Source organism: Armatimonas rosea, from assembly GCF_014202505.1.
Taxonomy (GTDB): domain Bacteria; phylum Armatimonadota; class Armatimonadia; order Armatimonadales; family Armatimonadaceae; genus Armatimonas; species Armatimonas rosea.
Window position 1 is genome coordinate 408210 of sequence record NZ_JACHGW010000003.1, and the last position, 22567, is coordinate 430776.

Annotated in this window: 18 protein-coding genes; 5 read left to right on the top strand and 13 right to left on the bottom strand. The window is 63.5% G+C overall.

The genetic code is table 11. The features are described from left to right. Nucleotides 1-77: 77 nt before the first annotated feature. The 3 genes from HNQ39_RS16915 to HNQ39_RS16925 all read left to right on the top strand — a co-directional run bounded on the left by HNQ39_RS16915 (nucleotide 78) and on the right by HNQ39_RS16925 (nucleotide 3846). A complete protein-coding gene (locus HNQ39_RS16915; RefSeq protein WP_184198884.1) occupies nucleotides 78-1376 on the top strand; it encodes a UDP-glucose dehydrogenase family protein in 1299 nt (432 codons plus the stop codon). 303 nt (nucleotides 1377-1679) lie between these two features. After that, nucleotides 1680-3365 carry a transcription termination factor Rho gene (rho, locus tag HNQ39_RS16920; protein ID WP_221290068.1) on the top strand — a complete coding sequence of 562 codons (1686 nt, stop codon included), beginning with the start codon at nucleotides 1680-1682 and terminating at the stop codon, nucleotides 3363-3365. 1 nt (nucleotide 3366) lies between these two features. Beyond that, complete coding sequence (locus tag HNQ39_RS16925) at nucleotides 3367-3846, top strand: bifunctional nuclease family protein (protein WP_184198887.1); 480 nt, start codon at nucleotides 3367-3369, stop codon at nucleotides 3844-3846. Nucleotides 3847-3920: 74 nt separating this feature from the next. Here HNQ39_RS16925 and HNQ39_RS16930 read toward each other — a convergent pair whose 3' ends face one another. Continuing rightward, nucleotides 3921-5504 carry a PEP-CTERM sorting domain-containing protein gene (locus HNQ39_RS16930; protein WP_184198890.1) on the bottom strand — a complete coding sequence of 528 codons (1584 nt, stop codon included), beginning with the start codon at nucleotides 5502-5504 and terminating at the stop codon, nucleotides 3921-3923. Nucleotides 5505-5613: 109 nt separating this feature from the next. Between HNQ39_RS16930 and HNQ39_RS16935 the strand changes: the two genes are divergently transcribed. Beyond that, the gene (locus HNQ39_RS16935) at nucleotides 5614-6801 is read left to right on the top strand and encodes an MFS transporter (protein ID WP_184198893.1); all 1188 of its coding nucleotides are present in this window, start codon (nucleotides 5614-5616) and stop codon (nucleotides 6799-6801) included. Here HNQ39_RS16935 and HNQ39_RS16940 read toward each other — a convergent pair. Next, a complete protein-coding gene (locus tag HNQ39_RS16940; RefSeq protein ID WP_184198924.1) occupies nucleotides 6754-7476 on the bottom strand; it encodes a choice-of-anchor R domain-containing protein in 723 nt (240 codons plus the stop codon). The two genes, HNQ39_RS16935 and HNQ39_RS16940, sit on opposite strands and share 48 nt — an antisense overlap. A gap of 141 nt (nucleotides 7477-7617) precedes the next feature. Between HNQ39_RS16940 and HNQ39_RS16945 the strand changes: the two genes are divergently transcribed. Beyond that, nucleotides 7618-8136, top strand: a complete 519-nt coding sequence (locus tag HNQ39_RS16945) for a DinB family protein (protein ID WP_184198927.1) — start codon at nucleotides 7618-7620, stop codon at nucleotides 8134-8136. Here the strand turns inward: HNQ39_RS16945 and HNQ39_RS16950 are convergent. The 11 genes from HNQ39_RS16950 to HNQ39_RS17000 form a co-directional block, all read right to left on the bottom strand. Continuing rightward, nucleotides 8120-9325 (bottom strand): alginate lyase family protein, encoded by a 1206-nt coding sequence (locus HNQ39_RS16950; RefSeq protein WP_184198930.1) that lies wholly within the window; start codon nucleotides 9323-9325, stop codon nucleotides 8120-8122. The two genes, HNQ39_RS16945 and HNQ39_RS16950, sit on opposite strands and share 17 nt — an antisense overlap. Nucleotides 9326-9357: 32 nt before the next feature. Further along, the gene (locus HNQ39_RS16955; protein ID WP_184198932.1) at nucleotides 9358-10359 is read right to left on the bottom strand and encodes a TlpA family protein disulfide reductase; all 1002 of its coding nucleotides are present in this window, start codon (nucleotides 10357-10359) and stop codon (nucleotides 9358-9360) included. A 66-nt stretch (nucleotides 10360-10425) separates the two neighbouring features. Beyond that, entirely contained in the window at nucleotides 10426-13290 is a 2865-nt protein-coding gene (locus HNQ39_RS16960) for a tetratricopeptide repeat protein (protein WP_184198935.1), read from the bottom strand. 20 nt (nucleotides 13291-13310) lie between these two features. Continuing rightward, complete coding sequence (locus HNQ39_RS16965; protein ID WP_184198938.1) at nucleotides 13311-14003, bottom strand: hypothetical protein; 693 nt, start codon at nucleotides 14001-14003, stop codon at nucleotides 13311-13313. 112 nt (nucleotides 14004-14115) lie between these two features. Beyond that, on the bottom strand, nucleotides 14116-15678 hold the full coding sequence (melA, locus tag HNQ39_RS16970; RefSeq protein ID WP_184198941.1) for an alpha-glucosidase/alpha-galactosidase: 1563 nt from the start codon (nucleotides 15676-15678) through the stop codon (nucleotides 14116-14118). A gap of 60 nt (nucleotides 15679-15738) precedes the next feature. After that, nucleotides 15739-18555, bottom strand: coding sequence for an adenylate/guanylate cyclase domain-containing protein (locus HNQ39_RS16975; RefSeq protein WP_184198943.1), 2817 nt, complete (start codon nucleotides 18553-18555; stop codon nucleotides 15739-15741). Nucleotides 18556-18622: 67 nt separating this feature from the next. Next, on the bottom strand, nucleotides 18623-19177 hold the full coding sequence (locus HNQ39_RS16980) for a hypothetical protein (RefSeq protein ID WP_184198945.1): 555 nt from the start codon (nucleotides 19175-19177) through the stop codon (nucleotides 18623-18625). A gap of 50 nt (nucleotides 19178-19227) precedes the next feature. Beyond that, nucleotides 19228-19890 (bottom strand): SH3 domain-containing protein, encoded by a 663-nt coding sequence (locus HNQ39_RS16985; protein WP_184198948.1) that lies wholly within the window; start codon nucleotides 19888-19890, stop codon nucleotides 19228-19230. Nucleotides 19891-19908: 18 nt separating this feature from the next. Then, a complete protein-coding gene (locus tag HNQ39_RS16990; RefSeq protein WP_184198951.1) occupies nucleotides 19909-20982 on the bottom strand; it encodes a glycosyltransferase family 4 protein in 1074 nt (357 codons plus the stop codon). A 2-nt stretch (nucleotides 20983-20984) separates the two neighbouring features. Continuing rightward, entirely contained in the window at nucleotides 20985-22160 is a 1176-nt protein-coding gene (locus HNQ39_RS16995; protein ID WP_184198955.1) for a glycosyltransferase family 4 protein, read from the bottom strand. Between the two features lie 11 nt (nucleotides 22161-22171). Further along, nucleotides 22172-22558: a hypothetical protein gene (locus HNQ39_RS17000; RefSeq protein ID WP_184198958.1), complete on the bottom strand. Its 387-nt coding sequence runs from the start codon at nucleotides 22556-22558 to the stop codon at nucleotides 22172-22174. Between the last annotated feature and the right edge of the window lie 9 nt (nucleotides 22559-22567).

Below are 22567 nucleotides of genomic sequence, written 5' to 3' on the forward strand. Positions count from 1 at the left end.
TGAAGTTGCCGATTGTGTCACGGGTTTTGGGTTGAAATGGGCTTTTAGTGGGTAGAATCCCCGCTGGAAAAGAAATTATGAATATTTGTGTTATTGGTACAGGCTATGTCGGACTTGTCACTGGGGTGATCTTTGCGGACCTGGGAAATGAGGTCATCTGTGTGGACAAGCTGGAAGCGAAAGTGGAGCAGCTCAACCGCGGTGAGATGCCAATCTACGAGCCCGGGCTTGAGGAGCTGGTACAGCGCAACGCGGAAGAGGGGCGCCTCACCTTCACCACAGACTTGGATGGCGCGGTGCGCAAGTCCGAGATTATCTACATCTGTGTGGGCACCCCGCCGCGTGAGGACGGCTCCACCGACATGAGCCAGGTCGAGGGTGCGGCGCGTGGGATCGCGGCGGCGATGGACCGCTACAAGGTGATCGTCAATAAGTCCACGGTCCCGGTGGGCACGGGCAGCTTTGTGCGCGAGGTGATCGAGACCAACCGCCGCCGCAATGTGGATTTCGACGTGGTCTCCAACCCGGAGTTCCTGCGCGAGGGCTCGGCGATTCAGGACGCGCTCAACCCGGACCGCATCGTCATTGGTGCCCCCAACCAGATTGTCGCGCTCAAGGTGCTGGAGCTCTACGCCCCGCTGGAGCGCCCGATGATCATCACCGATGTCGCCAGCGCTGAGCTGATTAAGTACGCGTCGAACGCGTTCTTGGCCGTCAAGATCAGCTTCGCCAACTCCATCGCCAATATCTGCGAGGCCGTGAACGCCGATGTGATCCAGGTGATGAAGGGGGTCGGGCAGGACCGCCGCATCGGCCCCGCCTTCCTCAACGCCGGCCTTGGCTACGGCGGAAGCTGCTTCCCTAAGGACTCGTCGAGCCTGCTCCACACCGCGCAGAGTGTCGGCTACGACTTCCCGATCCTAGAGGCGACCATCAAGACCAACGATGAGCAGCCCAAGCGCTTTATCAAGAAGATCGAGAAGGAGCTGGGCGGCTTCAAGGGCAAGAAGATCGCGCTGCTCGGGCTGGCCTTCAAGGCCAACACCGACGACATGCGCGATGCGAAGTCCCTCGATGTGATTGCGGCGGTGCTCGCGGGCGATGGCGAGATTGTCGCCTTTGACCCGATTGCGATGGAGAACTGCAAGAAGATCTTCCCGCAGATTACCTACGCCAAGAGCGCCTTCGATGCCGCGGAGGGGGCCGATGCCGCGGTGGTTGTCACCGAGTGGAACGAGTTCAAGCAGATCAACCTGGAGAAGCTCAAGGCTGCAATGAAGGGGAGCCATGTCTTCGATGGCCGCAACCTCTACGACCCCGAGAAGATGCGGCGTGCGGGCTTTGTCTACCACGGAATCGGCCGCACGAGTAAGTAGCGCTTTCGCGCTCGGAGTGACCCTCTTCCTCATTTCCGCTCCGCGGAGGAAGAGGGTTTTTTATTGGCCAGAGTGGATTCCCTTGCATTAGGGCTCTACGGAGCACAAGTACCCCTCTCAGGAGGGCCAAAGCTCTCGTTATTTGTATTTGCAACCGAAATAAAAGGCGTGATATAGTGGTTAGGAAGCAACCTCAAGGTTTGTGGTCTGCTTCAATTCAACTCTCCCCGGCGAGCCTTTTTCCCCACACTATTTTGTGTTTCGTCGTGCTCTCGCCGACCGCTTCGTTTTCGGAAAGTCCTCATGCCAAGACGTCGTTTGACAACGCCCCCCGACCCGGATGGGGTCGATACAACCTCTGCTCCTGCTAGCGTGGAGAGTGCCCCTGAGGCGACCACCACGCCCTCTACTCCGACACTACTCCCAACCCCTCCCCCTGAAATGATTGCTGCGGCAGAGTCGCTGCTGGGTGACGCCGCGCTTCCTCCTCCCGCCCCCCCCTCGCGTCGCCGCCGCCTCCTCCAGACGAGCGCTCCGCCGCCGCTGACCCAGCAAGAGGCCTTAGAGCTTGTCGCCGATCTGCCTGAGCGTGTCGCGGAGCCCCTGCCACCGCCTGCCCGCATCGAGCGCCAAGACCGCAACGACCGCAACGAGCGTCCTGATCGTGGCGACCGCCCCGAGCGCCGGGATCGTCCTGGCCATAGCATGCGCCCCGCTCGCGGCAACGCGGCGAGTCCGGGGAACTCCTACAACAACCCGCCTCGGCGTGGCAATGTGGGGCCTGCTCTGGGAGCGGGAGCCGATCTCCGTGACCTGGAAGAGGCCTCGCTCAATGGTGAGGAGCCGCTCAGCGGTGAGGGGGTCCTGGAGATCAATAGCGAGGGCTACGGCTTTTTGCGCCGCCAGAACCTCGCCGCCAGCAACGACGATATCTATGTGGCGCAGGCACAGATCAAGCGCTTTGGCCTCAAGACGGGCGACCAGGTGCTAGGGTTTGTCCGCCCTCCCAAGGACTCGGAGAAGTACTTCGGGCTCCTGCGGGTGGAGAAGATCAATGGCTTCGACCCGGATGTCGCCCGGATGCGCCCCAACTTCGATGAGCTGGTGCCGATCTTCCCGGAGTCCCGGATCGTGCTGGAGCTGGACCCCAAGACCCTCTCGATGCGCTTTATGGACCTGGTCTCCCCGATTGGCAAGGGCCAGCGCGGGCTGATTGTCGCGCCGCCCAAGGCCGGTAAGACCATCCTGCTCAAGCAGATCGCCAACTCGATTGCTATCAACCACCCGGACATTCACCTGATGGTGCTCCTGGTGGACGAGCGCCCGGAAGAGGTGACCGACATGCGGCGCTCGGTGCGAGGAGAGGTGATCGCCTCGCCCTTTGATGAGCTACCCGACAACCACATGCGTGTCGCCGATCTCTGCCTGGAGCGGGCCAAGCGCCTCGTGGAGGTGGGTAAAGATGTCGTGATCCTCCTAGACTCCATCACCCGCTTTGCCCGCGCGTCGAACCTGACCGTGAACCCGTCGGGGCGAACCCTCCAGGGCGGTCTGGACCCCGCCGCGATCTACCGTCCTAAGCGCTTCTTTGGCGCGGCTCGCAACATCGAGCACGGCGGCTCGCTCACCATTATCGCCACGGCGCTGGTGGAGACCGGCTCGCGCATGGACGATATCATCTTCGAGGAATTTAAGGGCACGGGCAATATGGAGCTGCGCCTGGACCGCTCGCTGGCGGAGCAGCGGCTCTACCCGGCGATCGACATCAAGCTCTCCGGCACCCGCCGCGACGAGCTCCTCTACCCGGCCGACGACCTGCGCAAGATCTGGCAGGTGCACCGCATCCTGGCCAACTTGGGGACCAAAGAGGCCACCGAGCTCCTGCTGGACCGCCTCGATAAGACACGCTCGAACCGCGAGTTCCTCTCCGCGATCGGGGGGACCGCACCCGCGGCGACCAATAAGTCGGAAGCAAACAAGTCGGAGTAGTATGTCTAGCCCGTTTGACGAGACCAGTGAGGACGAGAACCGGAAGCCGCGCTCGCTCGACGAGAAAGAGGTGACGGTTCTCGGGCTCTGGGAGACCCGTGAGGCGGCGCAGGCGGACGGACCGATCGAGGAGGTCGCGCTGGTGCTCCGCGATGGCCGAGGGCGCCGGCTCTCGGTGCATATCGGGCCGTTTGAGAGCATGGCGATCCACAATGCCCTCCAGAAAGTCGCGCCCGAGCGGCCCCTGACCCACGATCTGCTCCGCAATCTGATCGAGAAGCTCGGGGGAAGGCTGAGTCGTGTCGTGATCGACGATCTCTGGCAGGGAACGTACTATGCCAAGCTTCACATCGAGCGCGAGAAAGCACCCGCTCTGGAGATCGACTGTCGCCCCTCGGATGCCATTGCGCTTGCGCTACGCTTCCGCGCCCCAATCTCCGTTGCGGAGCACGTGCTCGTGGAGGCGGCGGAGTCCGAGTAGGCACCACGACGGAGATGTGCAAGAGCCCGAGGACACGTGCCTCGGGCTCTTTTTTGCGTTGGGCTCTTGCTTTTTTAGTGCTTGCGGCGGCGCAGAACCACGAGCCCCAGCACGGCGAGCGCGAGGGTGCCTGGCTCGGGAGCGCTCGTGCCACTGAGGGCTCCGACTGCATAGAGCGTGGCATTGTTGATCGCGTAGACCTTGCCATCCGCGCCAATCAGGGTCGGGGTGTAGGCCTCGCCGATGCCCGCGGTGAGCGTGATGACCTCCGTGAAGGTATTGGAGTCGAGCGACCAGCGGTAGAGCTTGCCGTCCTCGCTATTGGCCAGGACGCTGTTGCTGAAGGGATCGAAGACCGCTGTGTTGATACACCACTCGCGCACCCGGGGGAGAACGGGGTCGGGGGTCTGGCCGGCGATCGTGAGGATCTCTTTCATCACAATCGTGTTGGTGCGGGTGTCCAAGAAGGTATCGTTGGGATCGAGGATCGCCAGGCGGTTGTTGCCGACCCCGTAGTCGTTGTACTTGGTCATCAGCAGGTACGACGATGTCCCGGTGTAGGACTTAACATTCTTGGCGGGAATCACGGTCGCGGTATCGTCCCAGCCAAACGCACCCGCCGCGCCGGAGGGAGTGAGGTCGCCGTTGAACTGGAGCATCCACCCGCGCGACGAAGCAAAGGGGCGCTCTAGGACTCCGATATAGACCTTTCCATCCGGCCCCACCATGGGCGAGGCCGTGCCATCGTCGCTGATCCAGGCATCGTTGAGCGGGTTCTGGGCATCCTTGAGCCGCACCGTGGCGGTAGGGGCCAGGGTCGTGGTGTTCATCGAGACAAGATAGCCCGCCGGGAGCGTGTCGGCGTTGCGCATCACCGCATAGACCTTCGAGCCATCGTTGCTGATGGCGAGGGCTGCGTTCATGGCGATCTCGGTGGCATTGCCCCCGGTCGCCGCAGACGCCGACATCAGGCTCACCTGTCCTCCCGGGGTGACCTTTGCGATACCGCTGGAGAGCGTGGCCCCACCCTCCAGGGTGAGAAAGGCACTGACACGGTAGCCGAAGTACACATTCCCCTGAGAGTCCGAGGTCAGCGGGGTGCAGATCTTGAGCCCGGAGTCAAAGGCCGCTTTATTGGCCGCGTAGTGGGCGTCCCCGACAATCGAGATCCGTGTGGCCGCGCTGGGGGCGTTGGAGTCGAGGTTGCTCTGGTAGAGGACCGTTCCGCCGCCGCCCGCCATGTACATGCGGCCTGTCGAGGTCAGGGTGGGGGCGTAGCTGGGGACCCAGCCGTGGCCCGGAAGGGAGTAGTCCGTGGAGGAGGTCCACATCAGCGCACCATTGGCCCCGTTGCGCGCCTCGACCTTGAAGCCATCGTTTGCACCGGTCTTCACGGGGATGATCACCGTGTTGTTGTTGGTCACGAGCGGAGAGCCATAGTGGACCAGCAGGCTCGTCCCTGAGTACTGGGGGTTCAGGTCCACCGGGGTGCTCCAGACAATCTGCTGGAGCGACTGGGAGGCGACAGTCGAGAGGGCGGTGTGCTGGGCATTGCCGGCGTAGCCGCTCCACACCTGCGCGTGCGCTCCCCGCGGAAGCAGGAGCGCCCCCGTCGAGAGAGCGATGAGACACGAGAGTTTTAATCTTGATGAGATCATGCGAATAAGCTTTCTGATTCACTGCCAGAGTTACAGGGACGTTCACCAGGTGGGAAGAAAACTCCTGCCTCGGGGTTTTGAGGTATCATACGCCGGCCTCGAACACCTCATGCAAACCACACCACGCTCCCTGCTCGCCGCGCTTTGTTGCGTCGCCATGCTCCTCTACTCTGTCTATCTCGGCGCGGTGGGGGTGCTCCTGCCCTACCTCGGGAGAGCGTTCTCGCTGGGGGAGGAGGCGCAGGGAAGGCTCTTTCCGGCCAACTTTGCGGGCTTTGTGGTGGGGGTGCTCCTGTGTGGCTACCTCTCGGACCGCTGGGGGCGCAAGGCGGTTTTGCTGATCGGGCTGGCGGTCTATGCGGGCGGGCTGAGCCTCTTTGGGAGCGCGGGGAGCTATCCGCTGGCGCTGGCCGCGGCCTTGCTCGTGGGAGCGGGGAGTGGGGCGATGGAGGTGGTCGCCAATGCGCTGGCCGCCGATCTCTACCCCGAGAGGCGTGCGTTTCTGCTCAATGCGCTCCAAGTTGCCTTTGGGGTGGGAGCCGCCGTCGCCCCGACCCTCTGCCGCTACTTGCTCACCCACGGCACCGACTGGCGCTGGCTCTACTTCGGGCTGGCGGCGATCAATGGGGTGGTCTTTGTGGTCCTGAGCCTCTGTCGCCTGCCGCAGAGCGCCGCCCCCGAGGCGCTGGAGCTGGCGGCGCTACGGGCGGTCCTGCAGAAGCCGAGCTTTGCGACTCTGTGCGTGATGCAGGCGCTCTATGTGGGGGCGGAGGTGAGCTTCTTCTCCTGGCTCCCGACCTACTTTGAGAAGCAGCTCACCGGGGGCGTGGCCTGGATGGCGGGGGTGGGAACCCTGTTCTGGATCACGATGACGATCGGGCGGTTTGCGCTGGGGGGGCTCCTGGGGCGGTTTCCACTGATGCGGCTCAATGCGCTCGCGGCGGGGGGCGGGGTGGTCTTTGCCGCGCTGGCCCTGCTCTGGCACACCCCGCTCCCGGTCTTGGTCTGTGTGGCGCTGGCGGGGCTGTTCTTTGCGGGTATCTTCAGCCTGGTGCTGGCCGAGGCCGGAGAGCGCTTCCCGAGTGTGGCGGGCACGGCCTTTGGTGGTGTCGTGGCGGCGGGCGGACTGGGCGGTGCGGTGATTCCGTGGGTTGTTGGTGCCTTGGCGGCGGGCGGGCTGGGCTGGCAAGGGGCACTGGCGCTCGTGCCCCTCACACTAACGGGAACTCTGGTACTGAGCCTCGTCCTGCTACGCACGCCGCCGTCGGGCCAGTACCAGAGTCCCGCCGAGCGCTAGAAACGCAACGGAGGTGGGCTCAGGAGCGGCAGTCGTTGCGTGTGCCGCGAGCTGGATTGTCAGGCCGTTGGGGAGGATCGAGCCGGTCCAGCTGGTGCGGTTGTTCTCACTAAAGCGGTAGCCCTCCAGGATCACATCGCCCGCCCCCGCCCCGGTGGCGCTGGGAAGGACACTCCCGGTCGAGATGTCCCAGCGCACGACATTCTGAAAGTTGGTCCCCCCCGCGTTGTAGGCCTCGGAGGTCAGGACAAACCAGTAGGTCGTGCTGGGGACCAAGGTGACAATGCCGGCGGTGGTGAAGGTGAGGAGCGTCGCAGGGGGCGCACTTGCCCCGATCAGCTGGGAGCCAAAGGCACCGCCCGGGACAAGCGTGCTGGAGGGGTTGCCCGCGCTATTGGTGTAGATTCCGCCGGTGATGGTATGGGCGGCACCGTCCTCGTTCTCCGCGGCGATCTGGAGTGAGGTGAAGTCAAAGGTCCCCGAGGCACTGGTGGTGATCCCATAGGCTTTCCAGTACCGGTCGGCGAGGACTCCGGCGGAGTTTCCCAAGACAGTCCCCTGCACGTTGGCAGTGGCGGGGTTATTGGAGATCGTCACCTGCGCATGGGCAGGCAGCCAGAGCGCACTGAGGAGAAGCACGCCACAGAGTCGAAGAGAGGCAGTCAGGTTCGTCATGCCTCCAGTATGGCGCTCGCACGGGGACGGAGCTGGGGACAAATGCGGGGGTATTTAGGGGACAAGAGCCCCCGGATGGCGACCGAAAGATTTTTCTGCCGTGTCGAAGGAATTTTAAAGGAGGATGGCAAACTTATGTTTATGAAGAGTGTTGCCCACTACGCCCATCTCTACGACTACGAGCGCTCTGCCAATGCACAGATGCTTACGATGCTGGAGTCTGTCCCGGAAGCCGGCCGCACGGACCCGCGTTTCCAGCGTGCGGTGACGATCGCCGCGCACTTGGCGGCCTGCCGGGAGAACTGGCTGACCTGGATGGCGGGGGAGGACCGGCCTATCGGGCTGTGGTTTGAGCGCGATGCTACCCTGGAGTCGCTGCGCCCGCGCTTTGCCGTGCTGGAGCAGCGCTGGGCAGACTATCTCGCCGCCCTCCCCGACGATCAGCTCCAGGCGACCTTTTCCTTTACAGAGGGCGACGGTAATACCTACCGCGTGCTCCGTGAGGGGCAGCTCATCCAGCTCGATGGCCATGCCTGCTACCACCGCGGCCAGGTCGTGTTGCTGGTCGATCTACTCGGCGGGGAGACCGTGGACACGGACTATATCGACTGGATCTACCCGCGTGATCCGCGCTATGGGGTGGTTACGGCAGGGGAATAAAGAGCCGGTCGCGGAGGGTGTCCCAGGTCTTGGCCCCGAGGGCCTGGGCACGCTTCGCGTAGGCGGGCTCGTTGAAGGCCCTGCTGGCGCGCAAGAGAGGGAGCACGAGCTTGCTGCCCTCGACCTTGTGAGTGGGGTCGTTCTCATGCGGCCAGGGCTTGCTCCCCTCGGCGAAGGGGAGGAGGTACTCCAGCGCGCCCCGGAGGCTCCGGCCATCGGCGGTCTTGTAGCTCCAGAGGTCCACCCCCACTTGCTGGGCGTAGTCGGCGAGGGCGCACATGGCGGTGAGGTTGAAGGTGCTGTAGCCCCAGCTATCGGCACGCTCCAGCTCACGGGGCATCGTCCCATCGGGCTGAATCTGCTCGGCAATGCGCTTGGTCTTGAACTCCTCCGCGATCTTACGGGCATCGTCGGGCTTGCCCAAGTAGAGCGCCAGCGCCGTGGCCTGCACATCCCACCAGCAGCCGTGGTTGTTGCCCGCCTTCTTCTCCGCTACCCCGATCTTGCTGGTGGTCAGCCAGGTGTAGTAATCCGCAAGCCAGGCACGCATGGCTTTTTGGTCATCGGCGCTCCACTCAGGCGACTTGTCGAGGAGCTCTAAGCACAGCAGCAGCGTCGTCAGGTCGCGCCACTCGATCACGCCCTCCTTGCGCCCCAGCACCCCGCCGGGGATCGCCTGCCCGTTGTCGAGGTGGGGGAGCATGCGGGTCTTGGGATCGAGAAACCAGGTCCTCAGGAGTAGCGCGGCGTGCTTCAGATAGCCGGGGTTGCTCTTGAAAGAGTCGGCGAGGATCAGGGTGCAGGCCGCACGCTTGATCGCGCCAGCGTTGTTCTCATCGCCCATGGCCACCTGCGCCGCGTTGCGCTTGCCGTCTTTGCGGATAAACGGGAGGCCGTCGGGCTTTTCTGGGTTGGGCCAGAAGTAGGGGGCGTAGCTAACATACGCATGGGGATCGACTCCCACGAGCCCCTGCTTCTTATCCAGCACCGAGAGTGGCTTCTGCTCCAAAGCCTTCGTGGCATCGTCGAGCAGGCGCTGGAGCACGGGCTGGAGCGCACTGGTCGGGCTGGCGAGGCTGGCCTTGGCGGTGTAGAGCTCGGCGAGGGTCGCCTGAGCACGGACAGGGGAGCCGACGGCAAGGAGCGGCAGGAGAGAGAGAAGAAGCGCGGCGCGGCGCAGAGTAGGCATGGTACCTAGACGGGCCCGACGGGGGGAATTGTTCACCTTGAGCGGTATCCAAGCACCTTGAGAGCCTTCTGGAGGCGCTGCTCGTCAAAGCCCAGGATTACCTCGACGACTAGGCCCTGCGCATTGACGAGGACTGTTACGGGGTAGGTCGTTATCCCGACTGCCTCCGCTAGCTTTCGGGCACCCGTCCCAACCAGTGTTGCGTAGCGGAGTCCATAGGTGGTGCTGGTGCGCTTGGCATCGCGACTCGTATCGATGGGGTTGACTCCCAGAATCCCTATTTTTTGGGCTTGGAGCGGTGCGGCTAGCTTTGCGAGGAGGGGCATCTCTTGGATACAGCCCGTGCAGGCCGAGAACCAGAAGTTCAGCAGGAGGCCGCGGTGGCGCTTCGAGACCTGCCGGGAGTCGATAGAACGGCCCGTAAAGTCGGTTCCCGTAAAGGCAGGGAGCTTTGTACCCACTCGTATCCGTTTGGAGAGGTCAGGTGGGCTACTGAAGACCTTGGCATCGCGCGGGGCAATAAAGGTGAGGTCACGGGCAGTCAGTGGTCTTTCCTCAACCGAGAGATACCGCAGCTCGTACTCTGTCCCCTGAGCGGTTGCGATACTGCCAAGGGGAAGGAGCGACTCGGGGTGGATATAGAGAAGCACATCGTGCCCCATTGCTGCCTTGCAGGGAAGCTCTAGTGCTGGTTTTCCCGCAAAGGACGCCTGGCGCGTCGCAGCCTTCGCCCTGAGGAGCGCGCCCTTCGGCCACAAGATCTCAAATCCTGCAGGAAGGGGGTTGCCGTCCTCAGGCTTGCCCCTACTGAACTCTTTCTTGGCAGGCATCCAGGTCACTTGCTCGTCGCGCGAGATATACATCTCTGAGGTGGGATACTTCGCGTAGAAGAAGCCCGTGGGGGCGATCTTAAACTCCATGGGCACCGACGAAGGTCGGACCATCTCTGCTCGGATCACGACTCCTCTTAGCTTGGCGATGCGTGCATAGACCTGCGTGAGGTCAGGGAGGGCTCTCTCTGTCTGGGGGGGCATCTGTTGCATACACTTCTTAGACCCCCTTTGGCTAGGGTTTATTCAAGGGGTTCTTAAGGGGGAGGGCTAGTCTAGTGCGAGGGTGAGGGCCTGCTCCAGGGGGAGGGCGTAGCCGACGGCCCAGGCGGCGTCGAAGGCAACCGCGCCGAGGAGTGTCTTGGCGGCGTCGAGCTTGGTGGTGTACTCGGCCAGATCAGTGGGGGGGACACTCGCCCCGAGCTCGTCGCGTAGGTGGGCGGCAGCGCCCCAGAGGTGGGTGGCCTGGGTAGGGCTCACCAGAACCGCGGCGATACGGCCGAGGCTATCGAGCAGGTTGGCCAGCCCCTCGCGGTTGCCGAGCTCGCGGTGGAGGGTGAGGCTCTGGCGGTAGAGGCCGCGCGCCACCCCGAAGTCCCCCTGCTTCTCCGCCAGGTCGCCCTGGTTGCTCAGCGAGACCGCGACCTCCGCCTGGTGGCCACCGTCGCGGTAGAGTGCCTGGCTCTCCTGGTAGAGCTGCTGCGCCGCGGCGTAGTCGCCCTGGTTTGCCGCCATGAGCCCCAGATTATTGAGTGCATTGGCCGTCCCCTGGAGGTCGCCCAGCTCGCGCTGGAGGGCGAGGCTCTGGGCGTAGAGGTGGCGTGCCGCGGCGTAGTCCCCCTCGTTGGAGGCGAGAATCCCCAGGTTATTGAGTGAGATGGCGATCCCATGGCGGTTGCCCAGGGCACGCTGGATCACGAGGCTCTCTTCGTAGAGCGGGCGGGCTGCCGCGTAGTCGCCTTGATTGGCCGCGATCAGCCCCAGGTTGTTGAGTGCATTGGCCGTGCCCTGGGAGTCGCCCAGCGCGCGCTGGAGGGCGAGGCTCTCCTCGTAGAGCGCCCGGGCGGCGGCGAGGTTGCCCTCCGCGGCGGCGAGGACCCCGAGGTTGTTCAGACAGATCGCGATCCCCTGGGGATCGTCGCGCTCCCGCTGGAGCGCAAAGCTCTCCTCGTAGAGTGCCCGGGCGGCGGTGTAGTCGCTCTGGATACGGGCCAAGTTGCCCGCGCCATTGAGGACCCGTGCGCGCAGGCTGGTCTGGGGGGCGCTTGTGGGGGGCTTCAGCGCGACGGCGCACCAGTCGCGGCCCTCTTCAAAGTAGCCCCGGGTGTACCAGAACCGCCAGAGCACGCCACAGAACCGGAGCAGGGCCTCGGGGGGACTCCCTTCGTCCTGGGCAGAGGTCAGGGCGGCGCGTAGGTTGTCGTGCTCGGTCTCCAGGCGCTCTAGCCAGTGCTGCTGGTCGGGGCCGGTGAGCTCTGCGGACTCGACCAGCGCGAGGAAGTGCTCCTCATGCCGGCGACGCCAGAGCGTGGCCTCGCCCGTCTCTTGTAGGCGCTCGCGTGCGTACTGGCGCACGGTCTCCAGCAGACGAAAGCGTGTCGTTCCCGCGGTCTCTTCCGTGAGGCAGAGGCTCTTGTTCACCAGGGACTCCAGGAGGTCCAGCACTTCAACGCTCTCGACAGCTTGGTCGGCGCAGACTAGCTCGGCGGCATCGAGTGTCCAGCCATCGGCAAAGACCGAGAGCCGGCAGAGCAGCGCTTTCTCGGCATCGGTGAGCAGGTCATAGCTCCAGTCGATCAGCGAGCGCAGGGTCTGCTGGCGCGGGAGGGCGGTGCGCGAGCCCCCGGTGAGCAGCCGAAAGCGCTGGTCGAGCCGGTGGTTGACCTCGTCCACGGACATGCTCCGCACCTTGGCTGCCGCCAGCTCGAGCGCCAGAGGAATCCCATCGAGGTGCTGGCAGAGCGATGCCAGGGCGGGCGCGTTGGCATCGGTCACCTGAAACTCGGGGCGCGCGGCACGCGCGCGCTCCACAAAGAGCCGGACCGACTCGACCTGCGAGAGGCTTGCCGCGCTGGGGGCTTGCTTGGGATCGGGGAGAGAGAGGGAGGGGACGCGGTAGGTGCTCTCCCCAGCGATTCCCAGCGCCTCACGGCTGCTGGTGAGCAAGACCACCTGGGGGCACTGCTTTAGGAGGCTGGCCGCGAGCTGGGCGCAGGCATCGACCAGGTGCTCACAGTTATCCAGCACGAGCAGGAGCTGCTTGCTCTTCAGGTAGGTGGTCAGCGTGCTCAGCAGGGGCTTGCCCATTTCTTCTGGGAGCCCGAAGACACTAGCGACTGTCTGGGGGACCAGAAGCGGCTCGGCCAGCGACGCAAGCTCGACCAGCCAGACCCCGTCGCCGAAGCTATCTAACAGGTCCGCGGCCACCTGGAGCGAGAGGCGGGTCTTGCCACTCCCCCCGCTCCCGGTGAGGGTGAGGAGGCGGGTTGTCTTCAGGAGCGCCTTGACCTCCGCGAGCTCTCTCTCGCGCCCGATAAAGCTCGTCACCTGCAAGGGAAGGTTGTTGGGCAGGGCGACACTGCTCAGAGAGCGCAGGGGAGGGAACTCGGCGGGAAGCGCGGGGTGGAGGAGCTGGTAGACCACCTCGGGGCGGCCCAGGTCCTTGAGCCGATGCTCCCCGAGGGGGCGGAGCGAGCACGGGGGCGGGAAGGCATCGCGGGCGAGCTCGTGGGTGGTCTGTGAGAGAAGAACCTGCTCCCCATGTCCTGTGGCTAAGAGCCGCGCGAGGCGGTTGAGCGACTGCCCAAAGTAGTCCTGGTCGCGGCTCTCTACCTGCCCGCTGTAGAGCGCCATCCGAACCTTGAGCGTAATGTGCTCGGGCCAGGGCTCGGTGGAGAGCGCCTGCTGCGCCGCTACCGCCGCCACGACTGCGGCATGAGCTTGGTCAAAGGCGGCATAGAAGGCATCCCCGATAGTCTTGAAGACATGCCCTCCGTGTGCCTCCAGCACCTCGTGCAGGAGCGCATCGTGACGGGCAAGCGCGGTCCGCATCTGCGCAGGGTACTCTTCCCAGAGCCGTGTACTGCCCTCGATATCGGTGAAGAGGAATGTCACCATTCCTGAGGGTGGGGGCATGACGACAAAAGTATACCCTGTCAGCTGCCTTCACCGAAGGCACGTTTCCAGCCATAGGGGGTATCCAGGGCTTCGGGAAAGTCGCTGAAGCGTAAGGGATGAGGGCTGATCCCACAGATTCTTAGGCGACGAGGTGGGATTCTTAGGAGCGCGTAGGCGTAGAGCTTATGGTGGCCATCGAGGATGAACTCGGTCCAAGTACTTCTCGTTGCCGTTGCGGTCAGGACGATAGGCCGTTCCCCGGCTTCGATGGCATACATCCACTCCAGGATCCGTTTTTCGTCGAGGGTGGCATAGCTCTGGGTGGCGAGTAGGTTGGGAATGTCTTGGTACTTGTCATCGGTGGGATAGAACCACCCCATAAACATATGGTCTTCACTCTCCCACTCGTCCATCCACCAGGAGGGGATGTCTTCCAAGACGAGCTGATACGTGCCGGGAGTGAAGAACTCAAAGAAGGGCCGGATCTGTGACCGAAGCGACTGCCTCTCCGAAAAGCCCTGCGCGACACGCGCACGCAAGGCAGCAATATCGTCTTCCGCAGAGAAAGACCGCAGGTGCAGGTAGTCCTGTAAGATACTCCCGCTACACTGCGCCCAGGTCAGCGTAACCGGCCGGCCATCGGCAAAGAGCCCCAGCGCATGGGAGTGCTGTCGAACCTCAAGCCGCCCCTTGCTCGCTTTAAGTGTTGTGGTTTCTTCACGCAGAAGCATCAGAAGTATCGGCCCTAGCCCCCCCTCTCCTCTCCCCCTTCCTTCGTCCCGACGAAGTCGGAAACAGAGCGAAGGAAGGGGGCCGGGGGGATGGATGCCTGGGAGGGATGCCCTACGCGTTGGTGGTCATCTTGCCCTTGTCGGCGGCTTGGGCGTTCTTGCGGGACTCTTCCTTTGCGGCGGCCATCTCCTCCACGGTCTTCGTGTGCTGGCGCGCCGTGCCCTTGAAGCCGACCATGCGATGCACGCGCGTTCCGTTGGCCTCTTGAGCTGCGAGCTCGGCCTGGGCAGCGTCCACTGCGCCGCTAGCGACATACTGCGGGAGCCACTCGGCCTGCGCGACCAGCATCTGGTCGGTCATCTGCCAGATCTCCTCGGGGTCACAGACCGCGCCGGTGAGCGGGTCGTGGAGCATCGCTTGCTTGAGGAGCGTGCGGTCGCCGGTGAGCGCGGCGTGCACAGACATCCGCTGGACATTGATGCTCGCCGTACAGGTGGCGGCGCAGGCCAGCGGCAGGTCCCCGACAATCGGGATACTGATGCCATTGCGGTCGACGTAGCCCGGCACCTCTACAATGGCATCGGCGGCCAGGTTCGGGATCGCGCCGTTGTTGACCACATTGAAGTGCCCCCGGTAGACACGGCCGGTCTCCAGCGACTCGATAATGTAGCTCCCGTGCTCCTCGCTGCGCTTCTCAGGCGTGAACTGCGGCGGGTCCTGCGCCAGCCAGTTGGGGAAGTCGGTCTCAAACCAGTTGCGCCCCTCAGTGCAGACCCGCAGGTAGCCGCCAGTCTCGCCATTGATCCAGCTCGAAAGGTCAATCCACTTCGTCACTTCGTCGAGGCGCTTGCGGTACCAGGGCAGGTACTCACTTAAGTGCCCATTGCTCTCGGTGGAGTAGTAGCCAAAGCGCTTGAGGGCATCGATACGCACTTTCTCGGTGGTGGGGTAGCGGTCGTGGCCGGTGAAGAGCTCGTAGAGCTTGGGGATCAGGTCGATCCCGCGCCAGACCGCCTTGACACACCAGGTCTGGTGGTTGATCCCGGAGAAGACAAAGTCGATGTCTTTTCGATGGACTTTCTCATCCGCGCCGAGCAGCTCCTCGCGCTTGGCCCACTGCTCGACACAGCTGGCGATCTGGTGCTGTGCACCCTGCACCCCGTGGCACAGCCCGACCGTGTTCACGCCGCCGTAGTGGTTGGCGGCCCAGGTGAGCATCGCCATCGGGTTGGCGTAGTTCAGAAAGAGCACGTCCGGCTTGGCCACTTCCCGGATGTCTTTACAAAAATCCAGGGTCGCGGCGATCCCGCGCTGGCCGTACATGATCCCGCCCGCACACAGCGTATCTCCAACACACTGGTCGATCCCGTACTCCAGCGGGATGTCAATGTCATCTGCAAACGCCGAGAGTCCGCCGATACGCACGGTGCTAATCACATAGTCGGCATCGGCGACCGAGGTGCGCCTATCCGTGGAGGTGCTGATGGTCGCGGGCAGGCCATTGCCCTTGATATCGCGCTCGGCGAGCTGCTTGACCATGTCTAGGTTCTGGGCATTGAGGTCGTGGAAGGCAAAGTGCATGTCCGCGAACTCGGGGACAGTGAGCAGGTCGGCCATCAGGCGACGGGTGAAGCCGATACTGCCGGCTCCGATCATGGCAACTTTTAGGGGCATAGTTCTTCCTAAGGGTTTCCGCGCAGCCGCGCAGGGATAGGCTATTTTAGCGCTCCAAACTCACGAATTGCAATCGTCGCCTTCGAGAGGAGTCGCTTCTTGTAGCGCTTGTGCGATCACGGTCTCCTCGGTCAGGAGGCTTCCTTCTTCTATGGCAGCCGCGAAGGCAGTGTCGCCAAGAGCGAGGCGGGCTTGCTCACGCCACTTCTGCAGGTAGGCTTCGACAAAGGGCTCTTTGGGAAAGCCGATACACTCATGGATTTTTTGGGCCGCGCCCCAGAGCAGTGTTGCTTCATATGCCTTTTCGCGACAGACAAGCACGGCTCCCAGACCCTCTAGAGCGGTCGCGGTGCCTTGCTTATTTCCCTGCTGCTGGCAGAGGGTTAGGCACTCCTGAATCAGAACCTGCGCGGTATCAAGGTTCCCCAGGACACACTCCACCTCGCTCAGATTCCGCAGAAGTGTCTTGAGGGTGTGTCGGTTGCCTTGGGCACGGAGCATCGCAACTCCCTCACGGAGCAGGGACTGAGCGCTGACATAGTCGCCACGGGCCGCGGCAATATTTCCTAGGCCTTCTAGGCCCGTTGCGAGAGCTCGGGTGTTGCCTGTGGAACGAAACAAAGCCATGCTCTCTTCAATGAGGGGCTCTGCCGTCAGGAAGTCATTCTGGATGATCGCCGTCCCTCCCAGAGTTACCAGGGAGAGTCCCAGGTAGATGGGATCGTTGATCTCTCGGAAAAAGCTCAGGTTCTTCTCGATGAGCTGTCTGGCCGTGTTATAGTCGCCGCGATGGTTTGCCAGCCAGCCCTGCGCCATCCCAAAGACAGCAATGCTATGTTGGTCTTCCAGCTCGTGGGCAAGCTGTAGCGCCTCATCAAGGGCCGCGCCCGCCGCGACATCGTCGCCTTGCTCCATCGCCAGGAGGCTGGTGCCATGCAGGACCTCGGCAAGGGACTTTACCACCGTGCGGGGGCGTGTCCCCTGCCATGCGTGCCCGAGTCTGGCAAGCTCTTCTAGATGCTCACGTCCGTCGCTGAGATAGCCACAGACGTGCCAGAAAGGCCAGAGTGCCTCCCCAATGCGCAGTCCACGACGGATAAAAGTCTCTGAGGATGCGTTTGCACTGCACCAAGCAAGAGCCGCACGAATATTTTCGTACTCTTCATCCATGTGCTGCATCCAGAGGGGAAATCCTTCAAAGCTCGTGATCGCAAAGATGGCCTCCACTTGGGTGACCGTATGATCTAAGTGCCTCCCACGTACCGTCTCGGACTCACCGGACTCCGCGAGACGCTCCCGTGCATACTGGCGCACGGTCTCTAAGAGTCGGTAGCGGGCGCGGTTGCCGTGCTCTTCGTAGGTGACAAGGCTCTTATCCACCAAGGAGGTGAGTAAGTCCAGCACATCAAGTTCGTCAATGCCGGCTCCACTACCGACACTCTCTGCGGACTCCAGCACCCAGCCTCCCGCAAACACCGAGAGTCGGAGTAAGAGCGTTTTTTCTTCTGGGGTGAGTAGGTCAAAGCTCCAGTCAATGAGAGCCCGCAGGGTCTGCTGGCGTGGGAGCGCGGTGCGTGAACCCCCTGTCAGCAGGCGGAAGCGATTGTCCAGTCGGTCTTCGAGCTGCTCGATAGGCATGGCACGGAGGCGGGCGGCGGCGAGCTCAATGGCCAGAGGAATCCCATCTAAGCGATAGCAGACAGAGGCAAGCGCCGGGGCATTCTCGTTGGTGACGAGGAAGTCCGGCTTTGCGGTGGTGGCGCGCTCCAAAAACAGCCGCACGGCTTCAAACTGTGAGAGACTCTCGGGCGTGTGGTGTGGAGAGGGCTGAGGCAGGGAGAGGGAGGGGATGCGGTAGGTACTCTCCCCGGAGATGCCGAGCGCTTCTCGGCTACTGGCAAGCATTCGTATGCTAGGGCAGGAGCGCAACAGCGTGTCACCCAGCAAGGCAACCGACTCAAGAACGTGCTCACAGTTATCGAGGACCAGGAGGAGCTGCTTGCCTTTCAGGAACCCCTGCAGAGATTTTGTCAGGGTCTCCCCCGGCGACTCACGTACCCCGAGCACCTCCGCGACCATCTGCGGGACAAGGGCAGGGTTGGTAAGCGGTGCCAGCTCGACAAGCCAGACTCCCTGTGGGTAGTGCTCTAGTACCTCAGCCGCGACTTGCAGGGAGAGGCGTGTCTTGCCGCACCCTCCGCTTCCGGTCAGGGTCAGGAGCGAGGTGGTCGCGAGCAGGGACTTGATCTCTTCCATCTCACGCTTCCTACCAATAAAGCTTGTCACTTCCTGTGGCAGGTTATTAGGGAGGGCAATACTATCAAGCGAGCGCAGCGTGGGGAACTCCGCAAGGAGTTCGGGATGCAGCACTTGGTAGATATGCTCTGGCCGAGAAAGATCACGCAGGCGGTGCTCGCCAAGATTCAAGAGGGTTGTTTGTGCCGGGAGGCTGTCTCGTACGAGCTCCTGTGTTGCCTGAGAGAGCAGCACTTGCCCTCCATAGCCTGTGGCGAGTAGGCGTGCGACACGGTTGAGCGGTTGCCCGAAGTAGTCATTGTCGCGGCTCTCGACCGCTCCTGTGTGCAGGGCCATCCGAGCCCTGAGGGCAATACCATCTTCCCAGGGTTCTGCGTAGAGACAGCGCTGTGCGGTCAGGGCTGCGGACAGAGCCTCTGGTGCGGTAGCGAAAGCCGCGCAGAAGGCATCCCCGATGGTCTTGAAAACATAGCCATTGTGCTCCGTAATCGCTTGATGTAGGAGCGCATCGTGACGGGCCAGCGCGGTCCGCATCCGCTCGGGATGCTCTTCCCAGAGCCGTGTGCTGCCCTCGATATCGGTGAAGAGGAAAGTGACAGTTCCAGCAGGCAGTATCGGCATAGCTGTATTGTAACCGCTGGAAGGTGTTTATTGCCTGCCTACGTTCGGTAGGCAGGCAAGGGCTTGCTTAGCGCGTGTAGACACCCGTGGGGGACCAGACCGCGCAGGGGCCACCCGAGAGCCCGATAGGCAAGGGGAAGATCGGGATCGCTTCGCCATTGATCTTCAGGCTGAGCTGCCCCGCCGCCGCCTCGATTCCCTGTTGCACAAAGGGCAGGGGCTCCCCAAACGGCCGCTCGACCAGCTCCAGTACCCCCAGCTCACTGAGGCGGGTCTCGATCTCAAAGCCCTCTATCGTGACGCGGCAGCCGACAGTGCCCGGCTGGCTAGCAAAGACCTCGATCTGGGCAGGGAGAACGGGCGCGCTCTCAAACGGGGTTCCCGCGAAGATATTGGGGCCAAAGTACGCCCCGATCTGCGGGTCGGTGGAGACAAAGCCCATAAACAGCGGTGCGGCGCTCGGGTCGGGCTGGTAGAAGACCATCCCGCTCGCGGCGGAGCCCAGCGGCGTGTGCACCAGCCGCGCGATATGCACAATGACATTGGGCTGCTCCGCCCCCGCGATTGTGGAGGCGACCAGGTCGACCCCGCCCTCCCAGCTCATCCAGTTCGTAACTTGCATTGAAGTGTTCCTCTCAAGAAACACTTTAGCGGTCTCCCGTAACGGTAGCGTTACAGGGGCAGATCGGTTTTCTTGGTCCAGTTACCCGTGCCCTCTTTTTCCAGGACGGTGACGGTCTCTCCCTTGGTGAAGGTCATGCGGGTGATATTGGGGGCGACCAGCTCGTAGCGGATATCGGTGGTTCCGCCCGAGACCGAGACCGTGCTGGTGATTCGGAGCGCCTCGCTCTTGCCAAAGAAGAGGCCAGCGGCGCGGTTGGCACGCAGGTAGGTGTCGAAGGTGACATTGAACCAGCTCTGGTCGCCGTCGTCGTGGAGGAAGGTCACGGACTTGGCATCGTACTGCTGAAAGAGCTCATCGAGCTCACGAACCCCCGTGGTGAGGACGCCACTCTTCCAACGGCCGAGCCAGGGGGCATCGTGGCTGATGGCAAAGTGAAGCTCGTGGCCGTTGTAGGCGGAGGCGGCGTGGATGTCCTTGAGCTCCGGGAAGGCAAGCCGTGCACTGGTAAGCTCTTCCTGTCGGGTACGGACCGCGTCCATGGGCACCACGTAGCCCACGACATCGCGTGCGGCCAGCAGCAGTGCATCGCGGTCGATGGTCGCCTCCAGACGCGTCGTGACAAAATCGTCCCCGGAGCCTTTTCCCCCACAGCCGGAGAGCAGGAGCAGGCCTGCAAGTGCGACGAGACAAAGTGTTCTGGAGCGTTTCATGCCCCATTGTAGCGCATTTTACGGGGGGGGCGAGAGAATCGCGGCGCAGAGGTTGTCCACCCAGCGCTCCAGGCTCGCGTGCTTCTCGATCCAGCGGCGCGCATTGCTGCCGAGTTTTTGGCGTAGCGCGGGGTCGGACTGGAGGCGCGTGAGGGTCTTCTCCCAGGCACCCGGGTCGCCCACGGGGACATAGAGCCCGTTCTCACCGTCGAGTATCGCATCGGTCTGGCCCTCGGTGCGGGTGGTCACCACGGCTTTCCCACAGGCCATCGCCTCCAAGATCGCGGTGATCCCTGCCTGGAAGTCGTTCTCATAGAGGGGGACCGCGACCACGCCCGATGAGAGATAGAGCTCACGGAGCTCCCCGTACTCGTAGCGGCGGGCGGAGACATTGGCGGGCATGGTGCGCTTCTCGGTCTCGTTGTTGTGCTTCGACCAGGGCGAGGCGGCCGCGAGCGGGAACTGCGTCTCGGGGAGGCGTTCGGCGGCGGCCAGGAGGGTGGGGTAGTCCCGCCACTCCAGCCCCGCAGCGCTGACCTGCTTCTCGTTCTCCGCGATCTCGGGGAGGGGGCGCCAGAAGTTGGCATCGGCGTGAAACGGGATCAGGCGCAGGCGCTCGGCAGGGATTCCCAGCACTCTCTCACCATGGGCGAGCTGCGTTGTGGCGTAGACAAAGATCGTGTCCATCTCGCGCCAGAGCTGGAGCGTCCCGAAAAAGAGCTTCTTCTTGCCGGTCGAGAGCCGGTGGCCAATGGTGACGTGCTTTGGCCGCTTCTTCCCCGAGAGCCGGAGCAAGAGCGCCAGAAAGATGCCGATATTCTCGCCGTTGGTGAAGAGTGCCTGGTAGCCCTTGCGCCGCCGCCAGCCCGCCACGGCGAGGGCGATATCTTTCCCGAGCGTCTTGCGTGCCAGCGCCACCAGCGGGTCCGAGTCGGCCTCCAGCGCGCGGTAGTCGTAGAGCTCGGCGCAGGTGCCACGGCTCTCCAGCCCCGCGACCAGAGCATCGTAGTCCATCGTGGGGTGCTTGTCCGCCGCGACCGCCTCGGCGATCTTCTCTTTCCGGTAGCTCGGGATCAGTAGCAGGGTCTTCATGATTACCTCCCCCCCATCCCCCGCTCAGCGGGGGGGACGAGAGGATGTTCCTTATATTCCCCCCGCCGGGCGGGGGTTAGGGGGGCAAGCCCTTTCAGGCGGGCGAGGATCCGGGGATAGTTCACCGCGGCATCGTAGCGTTCGAGAGCGGCCTCGCGGGCGTTGCGGCCCAGGCGCAGGCGCAGGGCGTGGTCGGTGAGGAGGTGCTCAAGGGCTATCGCGAGCGCGGCGTCGTCCCCGACCGGCACGAGCTTGCCCGTCTCGTTGTCGATCACGGCCTCGGGGATCGCGGCGACTGCGGTGGTAATGACCGGCAGGCCCGCGGCCATTGCCTCCAGGACCGCTTGCGGCAGGCAGTCGGCGCGGGTGGGGAAGACAAAGAGATCGGCCTCGGCAAAGAGGGTCCGCAGGCGCTCGGAGTTGGGGGTGACACCGTTATGAACCGTGATATTCTCCGTGGTGGCGAGCTCCGTGGCCTGGGTGACGAGGTGCAGGTGGGCGGTGCGGCGGACACTCTCCGGGAGGCGGGCGAAGGCGGTGAGCAGCGTGTCTCCGCCCTTGCGCACAAAATCTCCCCCGACAAACAGAATGTTGAGCGGCGCACCGGCGGCACGGGGCTGGCGCAGGGCGCGGGCGGCGTCCCAGGCGGCGATATCCACCCCGGGCGGGATCACAAAGACTTTATCGGCGGGCACCCCGTAGTCGGCGACCAGCGAGTCCTTGGCCCACTGGCTCCAGGTGATGAGGCCCCGGGCCGCGGAGAACGCGCGCTGGTTGAGGCGGGCCTTGAGCACCTCGACTCGGCCGTTGCCCGGTGTGTGCCCGTAGTGGGCCCCAAGTCTATCGTACTGGAGCGGGGTGGCATCGAGGGAGATCAAACCAGGCGTCTTCTGGAGCATGCCTGCGGCCAGGAGCGCGGTGACCTGCGTGTGGAAGAAAAGCGCGTCAAAGCTCTGTCCGCGTAGTCCTAGATACGCTCCCAGTGAGGCTCGCAGGCTCCAGTTCGAGCGGACGCCGGGAAGCTTGGCCCAGGCACCGGGGGTGTTGTGGTAGGGGAGCTCCACAAAAGTGGGGTGCACCAGGCTATCGCTGGCGAGGGCTGCCTTGAGGTTCTTGGCGTGGGTCGCGTGGCCGAGGGAGTGCTCCAGCGCGAAGCCGAGCTTGAGGGTCGCAGACATCAGAGAGCTCCTCAGGCCAGCGGGGTCGGACCGACAAAGTTCTCAAAGGCGGCGGCGGGCTCGGAGGAGTGCGAGCCGATCCCATAGCGGGTGAGCAGGTGGGTGATCAGGTGCTCCAGGCGGTGCTTGGGCAGGCGGGCCGGCGCAAAGATAAAGACGTTGTCGTCGATCTGTAGCAGGCTCATACGGCGGCGCTCCGCGGTCAGCCCTAAGTAGGTGTTGGGCGCGATCTCGCGGCAGACAATCTTGCCCCGGCTGGTGCGGATCATCATCTGGCGGTCGTTGGTGATGGCGCGGGCGTGGGTGGCAGCGGCCTCATTGACATCGCCAATGGGGTACTCAAGGTCGTCGAGGTCGACGGTCGTGGTGACGACTATTTTCTTCGATGCGTTCATCATGTGAGGTCC